General features: G+C 41.6%; 22 protein-coding genes and 1 other annotated feature. All 22 genes read right to left on the reverse strand.

The annotated features are described in order from the left end of the window. Positions 1-84: 84 nt before the first annotated feature. The 22 genes from pyrR to spoIIGA all read right to left on the reverse strand — a co-directional run bounded on the left by pyrR (position 85) and on the right by spoIIGA (position 18,631). Positions 85-627, reverse strand: coding sequence for a bifunctional pyr operon transcriptional regulator/uracil phosphoribosyltransferase PyrR (gene pyrR / locus MHI11_RS11980; protein ID WP_012009892.1), 543 nt, complete (start codon positions 625-627; stop codon positions 85-87). A 170-nt stretch (positions 628-797) separates the two neighbouring features. Continuing rightward, on the reverse strand, positions 798-1,712 hold the full coding sequence (locus tag MHI11_RS11985; protein WP_044141977.1) for an RluA family pseudouridine synthase: 915 nt from the start codon (positions 1,710-1,712) through the stop codon (positions 798-800). Beyond that, positions 1,709-2,176, reverse strand: a complete 468-nt coding sequence (gene lspA, locus MHI11_RS11990) for a signal peptidase II (RefSeq protein WP_340961153.1) — start codon at positions 2,174-2,176, stop codon at positions 1,709-1,711. The genes MHI11_RS11985 and lspA overlap by 4 nt, the downstream gene beginning before the upstream one ends. 94 nt (positions 2,177-2,270) lie before the next feature. Beyond that, entirely contained in the window at positions 2,271-2,645 is a 375-nt protein-coding gene (locus MHI11_RS11995; protein WP_265208337.1) for a TraR/DksA family transcriptional regulator, read from the reverse strand. 160 nt (positions 2,646-2,805) lie between these two features. Beyond that, positions 2,806-5,571, reverse strand: coding sequence for an isoleucine--tRNA ligase (ileS, locus tag MHI11_RS12000; RefSeq protein ID WP_340961154.1), 2,766 nt, complete (start codon positions 5,569-5,571; stop codon positions 2,806-2,808). A 59-nt stretch (positions 5,572-5,630) separates the two neighbouring features. Beyond that, positions 5,631-5,867 (reverse strand) — a binding site (T-box leader). 59 nt (positions 5,868-5,926) lie between these two features. Beyond that, positions 5,927-6,421: a DivIVA domain-containing protein gene (locus MHI11_RS12005; RefSeq protein ID WP_044141980.1), complete on the reverse strand. Its 495-nt coding sequence runs from the start codon at positions 6,419-6,421 to the stop codon at positions 5,927-5,929. Between the two features lie 26 nt (positions 6,422-6,447). After that, the gene (locus MHI11_RS12010) at positions 6,448-7,224 is read right to left on the reverse strand and encodes a YlmH family RNA-binding protein (RefSeq protein WP_340961155.1); all 777 of its coding nucleotides are present in this window, start codon (positions 7,222-7,224) and stop codon (positions 6,448-6,450) included. Between the two features lie 53 nt (positions 7,225-7,277). After that, positions 7,278-7,559, reverse strand: a complete 282-nt coding sequence (locus MHI11_RS12015; protein WP_217013039.1) for a YggT family protein — start codon at positions 7,557-7,559, stop codon at positions 7,278-7,280. A 6-nt stretch (positions 7,560-7,565) separates the two neighbouring features. Next, a complete protein-coding gene (sepF, locus tag MHI11_RS12020; RefSeq protein ID WP_003212271.1) occupies positions 7,566-8,024 on the reverse strand; it encodes a cell division protein SepF in 459 nt (152 codons plus the stop codon). A 1-nt stretch (position 8,025) separates the two neighbouring features. Further along, the gene (locus tag MHI11_RS12025; RefSeq protein WP_044141983.1) at positions 8,026-8,715 is read right to left on the reverse strand and encodes a YggS family pyridoxal phosphate-dependent enzyme; all 690 of its coding nucleotides are present in this window, start codon (positions 8,713-8,715) and stop codon (positions 8,026-8,028) included. A 6-nt stretch (positions 8,716-8,721) separates the two neighbouring features. After that, a complete protein-coding gene (gene pgeF, locus MHI11_RS12030; protein ID WP_445661867.1) occupies positions 8,722-9,513 on the reverse strand; it encodes a peptidoglycan editing factor PgeF in 792 nt (263 codons plus the stop codon). A gap of 285 nt (positions 9,514-9,798) precedes the next feature. Next, positions 9,799-10,035: a YlmC/YmxH family sporulation protein gene (locus MHI11_RS12035; protein ID WP_008344958.1), complete on the reverse strand. Its 237-nt coding sequence runs from the start codon at positions 10,033-10,035 to the stop codon at positions 9,799-9,801. A gap of 79 nt (positions 10,036-10,114) precedes the next feature. Next, the gene (locus tag MHI11_RS12040; protein ID WP_044142098.1) at positions 10,115-10,891 is read right to left on the reverse strand and encodes an ABC transporter ATP-binding protein; all 777 of its coding nucleotides are present in this window, start codon (positions 10,889-10,891) and stop codon (positions 10,115-10,117) included. A gap of 130 nt (positions 10,892-11,021) precedes the next feature. Beyond that, positions 11,022-11,378: a PTS glucitol/sorbitol transporter subunit IIA gene (locus MHI11_RS12045; protein ID WP_007499733.1), complete on the reverse strand. Its 357-nt coding sequence runs from the start codon at positions 11,376-11,378 to the stop codon at positions 11,022-11,024. Positions 11,379-11,404: 26 nt separating this feature from the next. Beyond that, positions 11,405-12,415 carry a PTS glucitol/sorbitol transporter subunit IIB gene (gene srlE, locus MHI11_RS12050; RefSeq protein WP_044141984.1) on the reverse strand — a complete coding sequence of 337 codons (1,011 nt, stop codon included), beginning with the start codon at positions 12,413-12,415 and terminating at the stop codon, positions 11,405-11,407. Between the two features lie 13 nt (positions 12,416-12,428). After that, positions 12,429-12,959 (reverse strand): PTS glucitol/sorbitol transporter subunit IIC, encoded by a 531-nt coding sequence (gene srlA / locus MHI11_RS12055; RefSeq protein WP_003210918.1) that lies wholly within the window; start codon positions 12,957-12,959, stop codon positions 12,429-12,431. Positions 12,960-12,977: 18 nt separating this feature from the next. Further along, complete coding sequence (locus MHI11_RS12060) at positions 12,978-13,409, reverse strand: transcriptional regulator GutM (RefSeq protein ID WP_003212289.1); 432 nt, start codon at positions 13,407-13,409, stop codon at positions 12,978-12,980. Positions 13,410-13,421: 12 nt separating this feature from the next. Next, positions 13,422-14,666, reverse strand: a complete 1,245-nt coding sequence (locus MHI11_RS12065) for an NAD(P)H-dependent oxidoreductase (RefSeq protein ID WP_012009880.1) — start codon at positions 14,664-14,666, stop codon at positions 13,422-13,424. A gap of 243 nt (positions 14,667-14,909) precedes the next feature. After that, complete coding sequence (locus MHI11_RS12070; RefSeq protein WP_034662535.1) at positions 14,910-15,848, reverse strand: sugar-binding transcriptional regulator; 939 nt, start codon at positions 15,846-15,848, stop codon at positions 14,910-14,912. 151 nt (positions 15,849-15,999) lie between these two features. Continuing rightward, positions 16,000-16,779 carry an RNA polymerase sporulation sigma factor SigG gene (gene sigG / locus MHI11_RS12075; protein ID WP_003211879.1) on the reverse strand — a complete coding sequence of 260 codons (780 nt, stop codon included), beginning with the start codon at positions 16,777-16,779 and terminating at the stop codon, positions 16,000-16,002. 143 nt (positions 16,780-16,922) lie between these two features. Next, complete coding sequence (gene sigE, locus MHI11_RS12080) at positions 16,923-17,642, reverse strand: RNA polymerase sporulation sigma factor SigE (RefSeq protein ID WP_007499746.1); 720 nt, start codon at positions 17,640-17,642, stop codon at positions 16,923-16,925. Between the two features lie 59 nt (positions 17,643-17,701). Beyond that, positions 17,702-18,631: a sigma-E processing peptidase SpoIIGA gene (gene spoIIGA / locus MHI11_RS12085; protein ID WP_340961157.1), complete on the reverse strand. Its 930-nt coding sequence runs from the start codon at positions 18,629-18,631 to the stop codon at positions 17,702-17,704. Between the last annotated feature and the right edge of the window lie 66 nt (positions 18,632-18,697).

Raw genomic sequence — 18,697 nt, forward strand, 5'->3', positions numbered from 1 at the left:
AAAAACCGTACACGTCATGTTTGCCGTGCTCGGTATCTCTGTTATTGCCCTCTTTGCAAACTCTCTGGAATGCATTTAAAAAGGTTATTTTTCATATATAGCGACAAGGTCGTTTTGATCTACTTCATTCAACTGAACCATAACTGTCTCTGCTTTTGATGTCGGAATGTTCTTCCCGATATAATCCGCTCGAATCGGCAGCTCCCGATGTCCCCGGTCGACGAGAACAGCAAGCTGAATGGAAGATGGTCTTCCTACATCCACAAGGGCATCCATGGCCGCTCTGACGGTTCTGCCTGTAAACAGGACATCGTCAACGACAATCAGTGTTTTGTCATTAATGTCAGCTGGGATGTCTGCACCCTTTACAAGCGGGTCTTGGTTGTCTGTCTTTTTTGTCAGGTCATCACGGTATAGCGTAATATCAAGTTCACCCACTATGACTGGATTTCCTTCAATTTGCTCGATGCGCTCTGCAAGGCGCTTTGCAAGATGAATGCCTCTTGTCTTGATCCCCGCAAGGATGACATCTTTCATCCCTTTGTTGCGCTCAATCATTTCATGTGCAATTCGGGTAAGCGCTCGTCTGATCGCTTGTTCATCAAGAATGACTGCTTTTTGTTCCATCTTTTACACCTCTTTTTGACAAATAAAAAGCCCCTTCTGCAAAGGGCAGAGAGGGGCGTTCATTTGTGCATACACGTGCACAAATTGATCCGTTATCCTTCTCAGCCTCTCTGGACTGTTTTAAAGAATCTTCATTTCTTCGTTTATTATTTCAAAAAAAGAACGGCCTGTCAATCGTTATTTCTTAATGAATCGATAAAAGCTTGCATATCAGCAGGAATCGGTGCTGTGAACTCGATATATTCTCCTGTTCTAGGATGATCAAATCCTAAAACACCTGCATGAAGCAGCTGACCATTGAAATCGACTGTCTTTCTCGGTCCATATTTCGGATCTCCTGCAAGCGGATAGCCGATATATTTCATATGAACACGAATCTGGTGTGTTCTTCCTGTTTCAAGTCGGCACTCCACCACCGTGAAGTCCTCAAAGCGTTCAATCACATCAAAGTGAGTGACGGCTTGTTTTGCACTTTCTTTTGTCACCGTCATGCTTTGGCGGTCTTTTTTGTCTCTGCCAATTGGGGCATCAATTGTGCCTGTATCATGCTGGATAATGCCATGGACAACGGCCGTATATTTTCTTGTGACGGTCTTAGCCACAAGCTGGTTGACGAGTGATTCATGCGCCATATCGTTTTTTGCGACCATTAACAGTCCAGACGTGTCTTTATCAATTCGGTGGACAATTCCAGGACGCATCACACCATTAATGCCTGATAAGTCCGTGCAATGTGCCATCAGGCCATTCACAAGTGTTCCGGAGACGTGACCTGGCGCTGGATGAACAACCATTCCTCGAGGTTTATTCACCACTAGCACATCTGCATCCTCATAATAAATATCAAGATCCATTGGTTCTGCTTCTACATCTAGTACTTCTGGGTCTGGAATCTCGACTTTAATCTGATCTCCAGGTTGTACTTTGTAATTGGCTTTCACTTGTTTCCCGTTTACTTCGATCAGCCCATCCTTTACCCACTGCTGGACCTGGGTTCTTGACCATTCTGGTTCTGTCGTGCTTAGAAATTTATCAAGCCGTTCACTCGTTTGTTCTTCTGAAACGGCAATATTTACTTGATTCATGTAGTTGACTCCTTCGTTTTCTTTCCATCTAAAAGCATTTGAATGAAGAGCAGAATAACCCCTACACATAGAGAAGAATCTGCAATATTAAAGATTGGGTAGTGATAATTCCCAAAGACGAAATGAGCAAAATCTACCACTTCCTGACGGAAAACGCGGTCGATAAAATTCCCAATCGCTCCGCCAAGCATTAAGGCCAGCGCAACTCCAAGCAGCTTGTCCTTTTGTCCATGCTTTTGCAAATAATAAACAATTCCCGCAATAACAACGAGTGTGATCACATAGAAAAACCACATTTGTCCTTGGAGAATTCCCCATGCGGCGCCTGAATTTCGGTGTGACGTGATATAAAAGAAACCATCAATCACTGGATAAGAATCTCCGAGCATCATATTGTTGACAATGAGCCATTTTGTTAATTGATCTAAACAAATCATCACGAATGCGATTATGTAATAGAACACACACGTTCCTCCACTTTCATACTTTGATCTTTAAGCATTTTATCAAGAAAACAGGGAGGAGTAAAGAAACTTTAGTTGACAAACAAAAACCTCCCTACATGTGGAAGGCTTCAAAATGAGAATCATCTGATTCATGAGGATAAGGAGTGAATGCTTTTTTCTCGTATTGCTTATGATATAAAAAGTCGTCAGCCGTGCGGGCGGTAGGAAGAATAATCATTTGTTCAAGCGGAATGACATGACCTGTCGCCTCACATATACCATAGGTTCCTTGTTCAATTTTTGCAATAGCGAGAGACACATCTTGCAGCTCTTCTTTGATGTGATAAAGAAGCGTGGTCGTTTGGACCTCGTTCATTGAGACATGCTCAGCGGGTGAACGAAATGATGCGTATTCAAACAGTTTAGCTTGCAGCTCTTCTTTCATTTGAAGGAGTTCCGTGTAAATCGTCTCTAGATCGCCATTCATGTCGCTATTTCAACTCCTGCCCTGTCGTGATAATCATATTGTTACCCCGCCTGATCACTTTAAAGCCATAAGATTTTTCCTTTCGTTCTAAACGCTGTCATTTTCTCAGAATAGAAAACGCCCCGCTTATGGCGGGGCGCTAGTTGGTCATATCACACTGTTAATTCTGGTAATATTTTTCCACGATTTCAGCATTTTTAAGTGACAATGTTGGGTATTTCGGATTTGCACCAACATCTTTTGAAATAATACGAGAACGTTCGCATAGTTCTCCTTCTGCTTTTTGAACCAAAATTCTTCCTGAAGTGTATTCAGGTGCTGATGTGTCAGCATTTTGCTCATCTTCTACCGTTAGTTCAGAGATGATAAAGAGCTGCTTCACATCTTCTTTAATGGATGCAAGAAGGTTTTTCACTTCTTCTGTCGCATAAAGGGTCACACTTGCTTCAAGAGAACGTCCGATGACTTTCTCGTTACGCGCAATTTCGAGCGCTTTTAGCACATCGTCACGCACTTCCATAAAGCGGTCAAACTTCGCTTCTGTCGCTTCCGCTTGAGAAACAGCCACACCTTCTGGCATATCTGTTAACTGAACACTTGGCTCTTCAACAAAGCTTAAGTGGCTCCATAATTCATCTGCTGTATGCGGAAGAATTGGTGCAGTCAGCTTCACTAATGCCATTAATGTTTCGTAGAAGACCGTCTGCATGCTGCGGCGGTCCGGATGGTCTGCATGCTCAATGTACACGACATCCTTTGCAAAGTCGAGATAGAATGAGCTTAGCTCAATCGTACAGAAATTGTGAATTGCATGATACACGACCGCAAATTCGTAATCATCATAAGCCTTTTTCACTTTATCAATCAGTTTGTTTAATTTGATCAAAATATATTGGTCCACTTCGCGAAGCTCTTCTACAGGTACTGCATTGACTGCTGGGTCAAAGTCAAATAGGTTACCGTGCAGGAAGCGGAACGTGTTACGGATTTTACGATAGACCTCTGCTACTTGTTTTAAGATATCATCAGACACCGGGTGATCGGCTTGATAGTTAACAGAAGATACCCAAAGTCTAAGAATTTCAGCACCTAGTTGTTTAGCTACTTTGTCAGGTTCAATGGTATTTCCTAAGGATTTACTCATTTTACGTCCTTCTTTATCCAAAGTCATTCCATGGCTAACCACTCCTTTGTAAGGTGCTTTTCCTGTGATAGCTACAGAAGTAGATAAAGATGAGTTGAACCATCCACGATACTGGTCAGAGCCTTCAAGGTAAAGGTCTGCCGGACGAACAAGGTCATCTCTTTCTTCTAAAACAGCTTGGTGAGAAGAACCGGAATCAAACCATACATCCATGATATCCTGCTCTTTTGTGAATTCTCCGTTCGGGCTGCCTGGATGTGTAAAGCCTTCTGGCAAGAGCTCTTTCGCTTCTTTTTCAAACCAAATATTCGAGCCATGTTCTCTAAATAATTGAGAGACATGCTGAATGGTTTCATCTGTGATGATTGGCTCACCATTTTCGGCATAAAAGACCGGAATTGGAACGCCCCATACACGCTGTCTTGAAATGCACCAGTCACCTCTGTCACGCACCATATTGAATAGGCGTGTCTCGCCCCATGCTGGCACCCATTTCGTTTCTTTAATATTGTCTAGTAGCGCTTCTCTAAAGTCTTTAATCGATGCAAACCACTGAGCGGTTGCACGATAAATCGTTGGTTTTTTCGTTCTCCAGTCATGCGGGTAAGAGTGCGTGATAAAGTCGAGCTTTTTCAGCGCGCCTTTTGCTTCAAGCTGTTCTGTGATGGCTTTATTGGCATCTTCGTAGAATAGTCCTTCAAAACCAGGCGCCTCTTCTGTCATGACACCTTTTTCGTCTACTGGACATAGTACGTCAAGACCGTACTTCATGCTGACAATAAAGTCATCTTCCCCGTGACCTGGTGCTGTATGAACACAGCCTGTACCTGCATCCGTTGTCACGTGGTCACCAAGCATCACAAGTGAATCTCTACCATAGATCGGATGCTCTGCAACGACGTTATCTAATTCTTTTCCTTTTAATGTTTTCACGACTTCATACTCTTCAAAGCCAAGCGTTTTTGCCACTTGTTCAACAAGCTCAGATGCGACAACATATCGCTCAGCACCTACTTGAAGAACGCTGTACTCTAGGTTTGGATGAACACAAATGCCAAGGTTTGCAGGAAGTGTCCAAGGTGTTGTTGTCCAGATGATGAATTGTTCACCGTTTTCAAGTACGCCTTTTCCATCTTTCACTTTAAATGAAACGTAAATGGATGGTGAACGTTTGTCTTTATATTCAATTTCCGCTTCAGCAAGAGCTGACTCACTTGAAGGAGACCAGTTAACAGGTTTTAGTCCTTTGTAAATATAGCCTCTCTTCGCCATTTCACCGAAGACAAGAATTTGCTGCGCTTCATACTCAGGCTTTAACGTGACATATGGATTGTCCCAGTCTGCTCTGACGCCTAATCGCTTAAATTGATTGCGCTGACCTTCGATTTGCTTCCAAGCATACTCCTCGCATAGTTTGCGGAATTCAGCTGTCGACATTTCTTTACGTTTGACTTTTTTATTTTTAGTGAGCGCTGTTTCAATTGGTAAGCCGTGTGTATCCCAGCCCGGTACGTACGGTGCATGGAAGCCATTCATTGATTTAAAACGGACAATAAAATCTTTTAGGATTTTATTGAGTGCGTGCCCCATATGAATGTCACCATTCGCATATGGAGGTCCATCATGCAAAATAAAGGTCGGGCGTCCTTTTGTACGCTCTAAAACCATTTGATAGATGTCTTTTTCTGCCCACTCCTCTTGGATTTCAGGCTCTTTGTTCGGCAAGTTCCCTCTCATTGGGAATTCTGTTTTCGGCATTAATAAGGTGTCTTTGTAGTTCATACCCATTCCTCCATATGCAAATTCTGATTAAAAAACAATAAAAAAAGCCCTCTCATCCCATAAGGGACGAGAAGGCTTGTCTCGCGGTACCACCCTTTTAGACAAGCGCTATGACACAGCCGCTTATCCACTCTAAAATCGTAACGTGATCAGACGCCTTTTCTTACTGGTCATTTCAGAAAAGGAACTAAAGGGGTGATCTCATTGCAGCGTCTCGTAATGTCAGGCTTCCACCATCCCTGATTCGCTTTATTACGCATATGACAACTGCGAGTGTCCCTTTCAAACGTTTATCTCTTGTTAATTTATGATGGTATTATATGCAACTTGCACACATCATGTCAAGATGATGCGCTTATTCTTTTTCGTCAAAGACAGCGTCAACTTCATATTCCAGTAAATGATCCCAATCGTCATTTTTTAGAAGATCAAGCTGAGCTTCGATGAGCATTTGGAATCGAGTTCTAAAGACTTTCGACTGCTTCTTCAGCTCTTCGATTTCCATCGCAATCTTTCGTGATTTAGATAGCGCTTCGTTGATAATACGATCTGCATTTTTCTCCGCTTCACGAATAATCAATTTCGCTTCTTTATCAGAATGACGTTTGACGTCTTCTGCTGCTTCCTGCGCCACAAGAATTGATTTGTTTAATGTTTCTTCAATTATTGCAAAATGACCTAGTCTTTCGTCAAGCTCGTTTACTTTTTCTTCGAGTTCATTCTTTTTGCGAAGCACGATTTCGTAATCTTTACGTACTTGGCTTAAAAACTCGTTTACTTCATCTTCGTCATAGCCGCGAAAGCTTTTTGTGAACGTTTTATTATGAATATCATTAGGTGTTAATGGCAACCTCGCCACCTCCAGATTCAAGTTCGTTATGTCAGAAGCTCAAATGTTACTTTAAATTTATCTTTTTTGGTCTTCCCATCAATCGTTTTGAGGCTAAAGCGGCCAAACCCCCTGACAGAGAGCTGATCGCCTTCGCCAATTGTAAAGGAAGGGTCCTCAGTGACTTTCCAGTTAACTTTGACAAGCCCATTTTTGACCAAAAGCTGTGCCTTTTGCCGAGACTGACGGCTGATTGCAGCACATACCGCATCAAGCCGCAGTGAAGAAATTGTATCTTCTTTGATGTCAGTCTTGCTGATAACCGGCTTTAAATCTGCTTGCGTGATTTCCTCTAATGAAACGGAGGCTCTGCCGACATGCGTCAGCTGCGCTCGAACAAAATCGGCGACATCACTCGTACAAATAAACTGCACATCTTCCTCTGAAAATAACAAATCTCCAAATTTTTGACGCTTCAAGCCTGTCCCAATAAGTGAACCAAGGAGCTTCGGGTGTTCTAGCGAAATAAATTTTTTCGCATAGTTCACCTGAAAATAAGACAGCTCAGCATCCTGAGTAGCCGGTTCTAAATATTCAGGATAAATGAGCGCTCTTTTACGCTCCGCTCCTTCATACCCGCCAAAAAACATGATTCCAAGCTCATCAGCATGCTGGATGATGGACTCGGTAATAAACTGCTCACGCGGATCAAGAAAGTCTGTTAATTTCATTCGATACTGGTCGAGTGCGATTTTTTTCCAGCCTAACACTTGGTCGACAAATGGCTGTTCGTCTTTTCTAAAATGTTGATAAATATCGCTCATTTTGTTCCCCTCTTATGTAAAAGAGCCTGGCAGCGCCAAGCCCAGCAGCCTGTCTACATGAAGCGTGCAATCATATTGTAAAGACCAGTTAGTCCATATGTTGATGCAAAACGAATCACAAGCAATGCCACAATTGGCGAGATGTCAATCATGCCAATTGGCGGAATAATTTTACGAAATGGTTCTAAATATGGTTCGCAAATATTTGTCAGAAAACGCCCAATTGCTGTTTCTCTTGCAGATGGCACCCATGACATAAAGATGTAAATAATAATCGCGAATGAGTAAATCGTTAATACCGTTTCTAAAATACTAAAAATGAAATTTAGAATCACTATGATTTACCACCTCTGAGGTTCTTCCTCTGTCAAAAGTTCTGATATTGTGCCAGATACATCCACATTATCAGGTGTGCAGAGGAATATATTCGAGCCAATGCGCTGGATGTCTCCACCGATTGCATAAACAGTTCCGCTTAAGAAGTCGATGATTCGCTTTGCTTGATCGTGCTGAATGCGCTGCAAATTCACGACGACTGCACGTCTGTTTTTAATATGGTCTGCAATCTCCTGCGCTTCTGCATAAACACGCGGCTCACTTAACACCACTTTAGAGGATTTCTGCACGCTTTGCAAGCTGACGACATTTTGTTTTCCTGTCTGCGGACGCTCTTGAAATGCCGCTTTGTCCTTCGTTCCTTTTTCTTCCTGGACTGGTTCTCTTTCTTCATCAATATATTCGTACTCATACTCTTCATCGTCGAGAGTGAAAAAGCTTTTAAACTTATTTTTTATGCTCATGTCACGCACCTCCTGTTTCATTTCCAACAAGTGAAGAGCCAATCCGAACGAATGTCGCACCTTCTTCAATTGCGATTTCAAAATCATTTGACATGCCCATCGATAAATGCTGACAAGGTGCATTTACTTGGTTAAGATGTTTTACTTCTTCTTGAAGGTTTTTTAATGTTTTAAAGCAGTTTCTTATCACAGTGTGATCGTCTGTAAATGGAGCCATCGTCATCAGTCCAGCAATTTCAATCTTTTTGAAATCGGCGAGCTGCTTCACAAATGGAATCACGTCTTCACTTTGTAAGCCATGTTTTGACTCCTCCAGCGATGTGTTCACCTGTACAAAACAGCGAACCGTGTGATCCACTCTTTTTTCAATTTCATTCGCAAGAGAGATCCTGTCGAGCGAATGTAAGTAGTCAATGCTCTGAATGACAGATTTTACTTTTCGTGTTTGTAAACTGCCGATGAAGTGCCAGCTAATGCTTTCATCGGTTATGGCCGCTTGTTTTTCAAGTAACCCTTGGTCACGATTTTCTCCAAAATGCAAAATTCCTGCTTCTTTGGCTTCTTGTGCTCGCTCAATCGAGACATATTTTGTGACAGCGACGACTGATATATCGTCTGGGTTCCGGCCGGCTCTTTTACATGCTTCGTTTATTTGTTCATTTATTTGTCTGAGATTCTCTCGTACATTCAATTGCTCTTATGCCTCCTTAAACCCGACAAAAGACATCATACGTCCTGTTTTTCCTTGGTCACGCCGGTGTGAGAAGAATAGCTGATCATTGCAGCTTGTGCACATCGAACTGACATGTATGTTTTCTTCTTTCATCCCTGCATGAAGCAATACGTTTTTGTTTAATGTTTTTAAGTCTAATTTATATTGTCCTTGTGATATCTCGGAATACACATCCTCTGTCAAAAAGGGAAGCTGTTTCACTTGATTCAAGACCACATCATCAACTATGTAGCAGCAGCTGCCAATGGATGGTCCAATGACGACTTGTATTTGATCGGTCTTAGCACCTTCTTGATTGACCCATAGTTCTATCATTTTTGCACCAATTTGCTTGACGGTTCCTTTCCACCCGGCATGGGCTGTTCCGATGAGTCCATGTTGCGGAGCTAGAAAATAAAGCGGAACACAATCGGCGAAACAAAGAGCGAGCATGATGTTCGGTTCAGACGTATATAAGCCGTCTGTTCCAGGCAGTGCCTCATGATAATGAAGACTTCCTCTTCCTCTTTGCTCCTTGGTGACTTTCTTGATGCGGTCCTCGTGTGTTTGGTCTGCAAACACCCAATCAGAGAGCGGCACAGCAATAGCATCTGCTATGACTTGACGATTCAGTTGGACACTAGAAGCATCATCTCCTACATGGAGTCCAGTGTTCAATGATTGATATGGAGAAAGGCTGAAGCCGCCATTTTTTGTCGTAAATCCGGCCAATACCTCTTTACCAGAACATGTCATGTTCGTCCAATCATGAATCATCATTGCATAAGGTGATTTCTGCTGAAAGGGGTCATAATTGTGTGTCAAAGCTGCCCTCCCACCTTTCATTCATCTCTCTTTATATCGCTCCTATTTTACCACAAGACATGCGTAGACAGTTAGTGGGATTCATTAAATATTACACTCAAATGTGCCCTTTCTACAGGTTTTTTTGCAAATTGATATGAAAACGTAATCTTTTTACCCGAAAAAGACATTGTTTGCTGAGAATGGAGAGCTTATGTTAAGGATCATTAAATGATTCATTGAGGAGTTATACGAATTTTAAGAAGACAATCGGACAAGTATCACATCTTCGCCAATTTTTACTATATTTCGCCACGGGACAATCATTTCCTCTTCTTTCCCGAAAAATCCCATCATTTTACCTGTGCCGCCGATAATGATTGCTTGTATTTTACCGCTCGTGACATTAATATCAATGTCCCCAATGGTGCCTAGTTTTTTTCCGCTGGACACATCGACAACATCCTTGATTTGGAATTCAGAAATACTGATCATCTGTCCTTCCCCGCCTTTCGTTTTCTACTATAATATGTATGATGGAAAAGCAGGGACGCAGACCAATAGTTTCTTTTATCTACAATTTACTTAAGTGAGGACGGCCATTTCTCCACATCACATCTACCGGACATTCAAAGAAGGAAGAAAGCAAGTCGCTTGTCATCATCTCTTTTGTTTCTCCTTGATCAAAAACAGTCCCATCTTTTAATAATAAGGTATGCTGAAAAACAGGCAAAATCTCTTCTGCATGATGGGTCGTGTAAAGCAAAGTAGGCGCATCAGGCTTTGAAGCAATGAATGAGATGGTCTCCAGCACCTGTTCTCTTGCTAAAAAATCAAGACCTGTCACAGGCTCATCTAAAATCAGGAGCTTGGGATCATTCATTAAAGCCCTCGCAATCAGGACTTTCTGCTTTTCTCCTTGTGAGAGGGTTTCATATGTCCGGTTTGCATATTTGAACGAACCAAATGCTTTTAATAGATCAATGGCTTTCTCTCTTATCTCATCTGTCGGAGTTTCATAAAGCCCGATGGAGGCAAATGCCCCGCTGAGAACAATTTCAAATGCATTGTCGTCTCTGTGCAGTTTCTTTTCAAGTCCCGCAGAAATGAGGCCAATTTTCTTCCTGAGCTTTTCGCCAAGAGCCTCTTTGCCAAAGATATGTCCCAGCACGGTCATCTCACCTGATGAAGGGAAATAATATGAGCAGAGCATATTTAATAAAGCGGTTTTCCCCGCACCATTTAAACCGTAAAGCACCCAGTGCTCCTCTTTGTTCACATGCCAGTCAACAGACTGAAGCAGCCATTTTCCATTTCGTTTTAATGAAACATTCTTCAATTCAAGTGACACCATCATTTCCCCCTGAGTAAAAATTCTGAATAAACAAATAATGAATGTTTACAGCATATCGCAATTGCTCTTTCTGGTAAACCTCACATAAAAAAAGCTGCTCCTTTTACGGAACAGCTTTTCTTCATAGCTACGAAATTTCAATTCGCACGCCTTCTTTTATATCAGGAAACGTGTGCGGGGATGCAAAGACAGCTCCCGGTAATACATCATCAAACGGCTCTTGGAAGTAGATCGAAATATGGCCGAGTTCTTTAAAGTTGTCATTTGCTTTATTGCCAAGGGCTGTGATCGTGTACGTTTGATCGCCCACTTGAATGGTACCGCCCAGTTTCAACGGCTCTTCTTCTAAATGTTCGAACTCATGAATGACGGACATATCTCTTAATTCCTGCGGCGCTGCGGGTCCAAATAAAACAATCAGCTTATCTTCTTTAAATTGCGGGACTAAGATCCCAATTTCTTTTACAACAGATTGTGTGACCATGTATCTCGATTCCTCCTTTAATACGTTTAATACATACCGAAGCTGGCAGCGTATGCGATCACAACAGATAGAACACCTGTAATGAGACGGCTATACAAAACAGCTGGTACTCCATATTGTACCGTTTCCGGCTTCGCTTCACCAAGTGATAGCCCAACTGGAATGAAATCACACCCTACTTGACCGTTGATGGCAAATAGTGCAGGAAGTGCAAATTGAGGCGGAATATTTCCTAGTGCAATTTGACTACCAATCAGAACACCGATCACTTGTGCAATGACTGCACCAGGTCCTAAGACAGGTGATAGGAATGGCAATGTACAGACCACAACGAGCAGTAAGAGTCCCCAAATAGATCCTGCCAGTGGTGATAGAAAATGGGCAATCAAGTCACCAATTTTTGTATAATTGATAATTCCAATTAACATACTGACAAATGCCATGAACGGAATAATGTTTTTCAAAAGCATATCAACGGAATCACGACCAGCCTGATAGAACGTACCGGTGACTTTCCCAATTCCTCTTGAGAACCTCATCAGGAAATTACCTTTTTCCTGACGCTCGAGATTTTCCTCTTTCAGTTTTGAATAGGTTTCTTTGAAATTCTCCTTGTCAATCGGCTCACTGTTTTCCTGACCTTCTACTTTTGCCTCACCACCCGATGCTTCCGCAAAGGAAATATCTTTTTCTGTAACGCCTGATACGAAGATATCCTCTGTAATATGTTTTGCAAGCGGTCCAGAAGGAGAGGATGCCAAAACGTCTACAGTTGGAATGCGCTTCATTGGATAAAGTCCGATTCGCGCGGTTCCTCCGCAATCAATGACAACACACATCATTTCATCTTCTGGTATCGAGTTTTTAAAGCCATCACATGCTTCTGTCCCTGTCATTTCTGCAATTTTACGTGCAACTGGGTGAATGCCTCCCCCTGTAATGGAAACAACCTTTCTTTTTTTACCGGTTGGTTCAAGCTCCAAGCCTTGTCCCCATCCGCCAGCACCTTTTGCAACAAATACTTTGTGGTTTGTCATGTCTAACCCTCCCCTATTGTGAATTCGCTTTCATTTTTCCTGCTAAGTACTTTGTAATCCATTCAGTAATAATACCGCGAAGTAAAATGACGACGATCCCGACTAAGAAGTACCGAACAGCAAGCTCTGACATTGAGTATCCTGCCTCTTTAATACCGTTCGCAATCCCTAAGTAGACAAACAGTTCTCCTGCGTTGGCATACGGAAACAGTGATGTCACCGGATGAACAAATGAAACAGCTGAATCATAGAATGCTGGTTTTTGTTTTTCGGGTAAGAAGCGGCCAAACGTATAAGCCATTGGGTTTGTCAAAATAAGAACGGATAAGATCGGCATTAACGTGTAGCGCAAAATGGTATATTTCGCAGCAAACTGAATCGCTCTATTCACTCGCTCTTCTCCAATAAACTTCATGACAGCATAAGTGAAAGTAAGTAACACAACAAGCGTTGGAACGATACCTGTAACAAGACCCATGAATTGCTTTCCGCCGGCTTCAAACATTCCGATAAAGTGCTCTCCAAACCATTGAATCCATTCCATGTTTCATCTCCCCTTTCTTTAGTTCACATTTGTTATATTTTTTTTCGAAATCGAGACAAGTGCCTGTTCAGCCGCCATGGAAAGTGCGTGCATGACAGCTGGCCCCTTTTTGCGTTTTTTCAACGTCTGCTTCATCATATGGTGTTCGTCTAACACAGCCCCTACATGCTTTCCTTCATATGAAGGGACTTCTTTAAATTTAGATAAGATCGACACACCGCCAAGCACATGGCATTTTTGTATGATATACGATTCATCTACAATGATGAGCGCAATGGCTCCAGGGCCAACTTTGCGCCGCTCCATTCCTGAAAATAAGTGGTAGCCTTGCTTCCCTCTGTAATCATCAATAAGTGAATCCATGCTCTTGCGGTAGTACTTGATTTGAATAAAAGATAACCCGTACTGCACAATGAGAATGATACAAAGTACGATCGCTAATTTTTCCACAGCTTCACGTCCTTATGATTGAAATAAATGATCTTGTAATGAACGCAGCTTCCAGACCGTTGTGTTTGAATCAAGCTCTACATCATCATGAGTCAGGAATTGTCCTAGTTTGATGTCTTTTTTCGCTACGACTTTTCCGCTGATTAAACCAATTGGAATGTGGCCGTTCGTTTTCATGTCTTGATGTGTTTCAAGAACACCTCTTACGGAGTATCCGCCAATCCCGTCAAGTGATTCTCCAGCTTTAATATCTCTTTTTGCCACAGCGACTGTTTCTGATACTGGTACACCAATTGGGTGGATGGATGAATCATGCTGTAAAACTGCTTTTGCGATGGTAACAGGTGTTTCAAGACTCGCTAAGTGGAAAGGACGGTAAAGTGTGTAGTGTGGGCCTTTTCCAACTTTTAAGTAGCGCAGCTCTTCATCTACTGGCTCAAGGTCACTCTTCACGATGACAAATACACCTGGTGCAAGTCCATTTACATATTCAACGACTCCGAAGTTATCGAGTACGCCGCCTTGCTGTTTTTGATTCAATTTATCTGCTACATTTTCTAAATTGGCTTCGACTCCGTGCATACCGACTTTATCTGGCAGAAGCCCTGTCGCGTTACTTAATAAGTTCATTTCCGCCATTGTTTTTGTTCCGTCCTGGAATGCAGCCAGCATATGTGCACTCATATGTTTACTATCTGCTTCTGCTTTACACGTATCTGGATTTGCTTCTGGGAAGAATGGGTTGTTCTTTCCTTTCCCTGCAACGAGTACCTCAAGACCCATTGTTTTCGCGAATTCATATAATTCTAGTGTTGCTGCTGGTTCGTCTCCAGCTGATCCTGAGTAAACAAGTCCTGCATTTGTGAATAACTTATGCATGACCAACCCGATGGTAATATCAACTTCTACATTTAAAAGAACGAGATGTTTTTTCGAATTAAGCGCTTCCAAAGAAATGTTTGCTCCGACCTCTGGGACACCTGTTGCATCTACGACAACTTCTACGGAATCTGATTGAATCACTTCTCTGTAATCATTTGTGACAACCATTTGATGCGGCTTTGCATGCTGCTTGTAAAAATTCGCTGCCTTCTCTGCTGCACTAAGGTGAATATCACAAACACCAGCAACAATCATGCCTGGAATTTTAGAAATTTGTGAAATGAGTCCAAAGCCCATTTGACCTGCTCCAATAATCCCTACTTTGATTGGATCTCCACTGCGTTCTCGAGCTAACAATTGTTGATAGATAGACATTTAAATCATCCTTTCAGGTTTTCTTGCTTCTCAATAGATTGCTAGAAATATAATCTGAAACTTTTAACAAATGTTATAAAAATTAACAAAAATCTGTTTCTTGTAACATTTGTTATTTTGTTTATCATTTGTTATGAACTTAGTTTATATGATGTGTCAACTTTGTGTCAAGCTAAAATCGATAAAATTTTCAATCTTTTTGAGTCTAAAGACTCAAAAAAACTACCTAATGATATTAGGTAGTTACTTTAATAAGGCATCTCCAGTTCGTTCATCGGTAATTAATACATGAATTAATCCACCTGCTAATGCCGCCCGAATTGCTTCAATTTTCTCTTCGCCACCAGCGACACCTATGACAAGCGGAATTTCTTTTAGCTTTTGGGGGCTTATGCCCATCACCCGGTCGTTCCATGGGTGGGGATATACTTCCCCTTGATGATCAATAAAGTTATAGCAAATGTCACCTGCTACATCCTTTGCTTGAAGGATGTCCTCTTCGCCACTTGTCATATAGGATTTCACCATCGTTGAATGCTGCGGAACACCACCAATTCCGACAACCGCGATATTTGATGATTCTCCTAGTTCAATCACTTTTTTGATCGACGGCTGCCGGATCAGGACATCTTTCGCTTCTTTCGTATCAAGCATGACAGGTACATGTAAAAACTCACATTTAGATTTGAGTGCCTCTGTGCATCTCGCAATAATATAGTTGGCGTGGATATCGACATCTTCATTTCCCACACCTCCGACAAGCGGAACAAATGTCACGGATGGATAGTGCTGAACAGAGGTAAGCGCTTTTGCCATTTCATGCAGCGTTGTCCCTGAGGAAAACCCAATAACTTGTCCATCCTTCATCACTTTTAATAAAAAGCTTGCCGCCGCGGCACCGATTCGGCTTTTGGTTGTGTCTTTGCTGAGTGTTTCCACACAGACGACTTCTCGCAGCCCATATTTGCGTTCTATTTTTCTTTCTAACGATCCATACTGTTGGTTGACTTCATCATGAATAATGATTTCCACGATTCCTGCTTCACGTGCTTTTGCCAAATATTTCGATATGAGCGAACGACTAACCCCAACCGCTTCTGCGATGTTAGATTGAGTGGCGCCTTCTTCATAATACATATGCGCAACCTTAATGAGCAGCCTTCTTTCATCATGGAATGTCATAATAACCCTTCTTTCCGCTTAAGTGTTCCCTAACAAATGCTATCTAAAATAACATTTGTTAAAAACAGATTAAATGAAAAAAATAACAGAGTCAATACTAGAGGCGTGTTCTCTCACAAGAATGAAAAAAGCCGCACATGAAGCGGCGGCTTTAAAAGATGTTTTTATTCATTTGTTTAATGGCTGCTTTTTCAAGCCTAGAGACTTGTGCTTGAGAAATCCCGATCTCTTCGGCAACTTCCATTTGCGTTTTGCCCTGGAAGAAGCGTTTGCGAAGAATCATTTTTTCCCTGTCGTTCAACCTACGCATGCCCTCTTTTAAGGCCAATTCTTCCACCCATTGTGTGTCTTTGTTCCGTTCATCACTAATTTGATCCATCACATAAATCGGATCTCCTCCGTCATTATAGATCGGTTCAAACAAAGATACAGGATCTTGAATCGCATCTAGGGCAAAGACAATTTCCTCATGAGGCACTTCCAGCACTTTGGCAATGTCTTCTGCTGTTGGCTCCTTGCTTGTCTCACTAATCAGCCTCTCACGGACCTGAAGTGCCTTATAGGCAATATCTCTTAGCGAGCGAGACACCCGAATCGGGTTGTTATCACGCAAGTATCGACGGATTTCTCCTATGATCATAGGAACCGCATAAGTTGAAAATCTGACATTGTGGCTTAAATCAAAATTATCAATTGATTTCATTAATCCGATACAGCCTACTTGGAAGAGATCGTCGACATATTCGCCTCTGTTGTTAAAACGCTGAATCACACTTAAAACCAACCGTAAATTGCCATTGACTAGCTTTTCTCTTGCTGTATCGTCACCCTCATCTTGCAGCTGTCTGAACAATTTTCTCATCTCGTCGTTTTTCAGAACAGGCAACTTGGAGGTGTCGACTCCGCAGATTTCCACTTTATTTCTGGACACTTTTTTCCCTCCCTACAGGAGCTGTTGTACAAAGTTCAGTATCTCCTTGGGATGGAAAAATATGCACGAGCGATGACGAGAATTATGAGAAAAAAGGTTGTTTCCTTTGACAGTGCAGGAACAGAGCTTTTTTAAAAAATTTTTTAGACCATTTTATTAAATTCTTTTTGTAATCGTTTAATAATTCTTTTTTCAAGCCTCGAAATATAAGACTGTGAAATCCCAAGCATGTCAGCGACATCTTTTTGGGTTTTTTCCTCACCGCCAACTAAGCCAAATCTTAGTTCCATGATCTGCTTTTCGCGGTCATTTAATTGCTCGAGCGCTTTTTTCAGCAATTTTTTATCTACATTTGCTTCGATATCCCGCGTGATAATATCATCATCTGTTCCAAGTACGTCTGATAAAAGCAGTTCATTTCCGTCCCAATCAATGTTGAGCGGCTCATCAAACGAAACTTCTGACCGGATTTTATTATTTCGACGCAAGTACATCAAAATCTCATTTTCAATACATCTCGAAGCATATGTTGCAAGCTTGATCTTTTTTTCTGGGTTAAATGTATTGACTGCTTTGATCAGACCAATGGTTCCGATACTGATTAAATCCTCAATATTAATACCTGTGTTTTCAAATTTTCTTGCGATGTAAACGACTAAACGCAAATTTCTTTCGATTAGAATCGCTCTTGCGGTTTGATCACCCTTTGGTAATTTGACAAGCAGCTCTTGCTCTTCATCCTTTGATAATGGAGGCGGCAGCGCTTCACTTCCACCAATATAATAAATTTCATCACTCTTTAGACCTAGCTTCATGAGGAGTTTATACCAGTAGTAAGTGAGTTTAAATTTTAATTTTTTCATCTTCTTCTCCCTTCTAAATGTCAAGTTGACCTCGTAAGATAAAAGACATCACCAAAAAACTACGACACCCCCTGGATGATTTTCCCGTCTAACATATCTGGATGAATGATGGATTGAAATTCCTGATCTGCCGATAAACCGCTCAGACTCAACCCTACAAAACACTTAGCTGGCTGAATCATGTGCGTCTTTGAATAAATGAAGACTGTATCTGGTTTTAGGCATAGTAGAAAGCCGTGATCATGACCGACCGCTCGATATGGAACAAGTCTTAATCGATCAAGAAGAGGAAATTGATCATCGATCTTTTGCATGACTTCAACAGGATGAGACTGTTTCATGAGCTCTATAAATGGCTCTCCGCAAATGGCCGTTAGCTGGTCGGCCTGGACGATCATGACAGGTGTTTTTGTCATAGGATCATACAGCTGGTTACCAGAATCGACGAGTCCCTTTAAACGGATGGTCTCTCCATGAATGTGTATTTCCACAAGCACTTGTTCATCAACCTGTCTTTTTTTCGTACCCACCTCGCCTAATCTTTTCTTTGAAAACAGCCAAATCGCAGGAAACCCAGTTAAAACAAAAAGCCAACTAATCGGATCACCAAAGCCATCATTTTGTGAAATCAGCAGGCCTTCTTGAATCACTGTATTGGTTTGCAAAAATGAATGAACCCCGATCATACCTCCTCCCATCAAAAATGTTACAAAGTAAAAAGCAAACAGATTTTGAAAAAAGGAACGAAATCTTTGAAAACCAAAGGTTGCAAGAACGATGAAAACAGAAAAAAGTAGTTTGCCTAAAGGGTGTGACACAACCATTGCAAATGGTGTAAAGAGCAAGAGAACAATGCTCGATCCAATGAGAGCTCCTAACATATATCGCCTTTTTTTTACTTGTCGTTTGAGAATAAATGCAGTGAGTAAGAGAAGCAATAGATCAAAACAAAAGTTTAACAGCCAAATCACATCTAAATAAATGACCACCTTCTGCTCCTTTCATCTGAAACAAAGAATCAAAAGCAGTACTTGCACTTGTTTGTACCAGTATAA

Source organism: Bacillus sp. FSL K6-3312, assembly GCF_038007485.1.
In the GTDB taxonomy this organism is placed as follows: Bacteria; Bacillota; Bacilli; order Bacillales; family Bacillaceae; genus Bacillus; species Bacillus pumilus.

Bases quoted from the DNA above. Each gene is read 5' to 3' on its own strand.
- pyrR (WP_012009892.1), bottom strand. From the start codon at position 627: ATGGAACAAAAAGCAGTCATTCTTGATGAACAAGCGATCAGACGAGCG.
- MHI11_RS11985 (WP_044141977.1), bottom strand. From the start codon at position 1,712: ATGAATCAAGTAAATATTGCCGTTTCAGAAGAACAAACGAGTGAACGG.
- MHI11_RS11995 (WP_265208337.1), bottom strand. From the start codon at position 2,645: ATGAATGGCGATCTAGAGACGATTTACACGGAACTCCTTCAAATGAAA.
- ileS (WP_340961154.1), bottom strand. From the start codon at position 5,571: ATGAACTACAAAGACACCTTATTAATGCCGAAAACAGAATTCCCAATG.
- MHI11_RS12010 (WP_340961155.1), bottom strand. From the start codon at position 7,224: ATGAGCGATATTTATCAACATTTTAGAAAAGACGAACAGCCATTTGTC.
- sepF (WP_003212271.1), bottom strand. From the start codon at position 8,024: ATGAGCATAAAAAATAAGTTTAAAAGCTTTTTCACTCTCGACGATGAA.
- pgeF (WP_445661867.1), bottom strand. From the start codon at position 9,513: ATGATTCATGATTGGACGAACATGACATGTTCTGGTAAAGAGGTATTG.
- MHI11_RS12035 (WP_008344958.1), bottom strand. From the start codon at position 10,035: ATGATCAGTATTTCTGAATTCCAAATCAAGGATGTTGTCGATGTGTCC.
- MHI11_RS12045 (WP_007499733.1), bottom strand. From the start codon at position 11,378: ATGGTCACACAATCTGTTGTAAAAGAAATTGGGATCTTAGTCCCGCAA.
- srlE (WP_044141984.1), bottom strand. From the start codon at position 12,415: ATGACAAACCACAAAGTATTTGTTGCAAAAGGTGCTGGCGGATGGGGA.
- srlA (WP_003210918.1), bottom strand. From the start codon at position 12,959: ATGGAATGGATTCAATGGTTTGGAGAGCACTTTATCGGAATGTTTGAA.
- MHI11_RS12065 (WP_012009880.1), bottom strand. From the start codon at position 14,666: ATGTCTATCTATCAACAATTGTTAGCTCGAGAACGCAGTGGAGATCCA.
- MHI11_RS12070 (WP_034662535.1), bottom strand. From the start codon at position 15,848: ATGACATTCCATGATGAAAGAAGGCTGCTCATTAAGGTTGCGCATATG.
- sigE (WP_007499746.1), bottom strand. From the start codon at position 17,642: ATGAAAAAATTAAAATTTAAACTCACTTACTACTGGTATAAACTCCTC.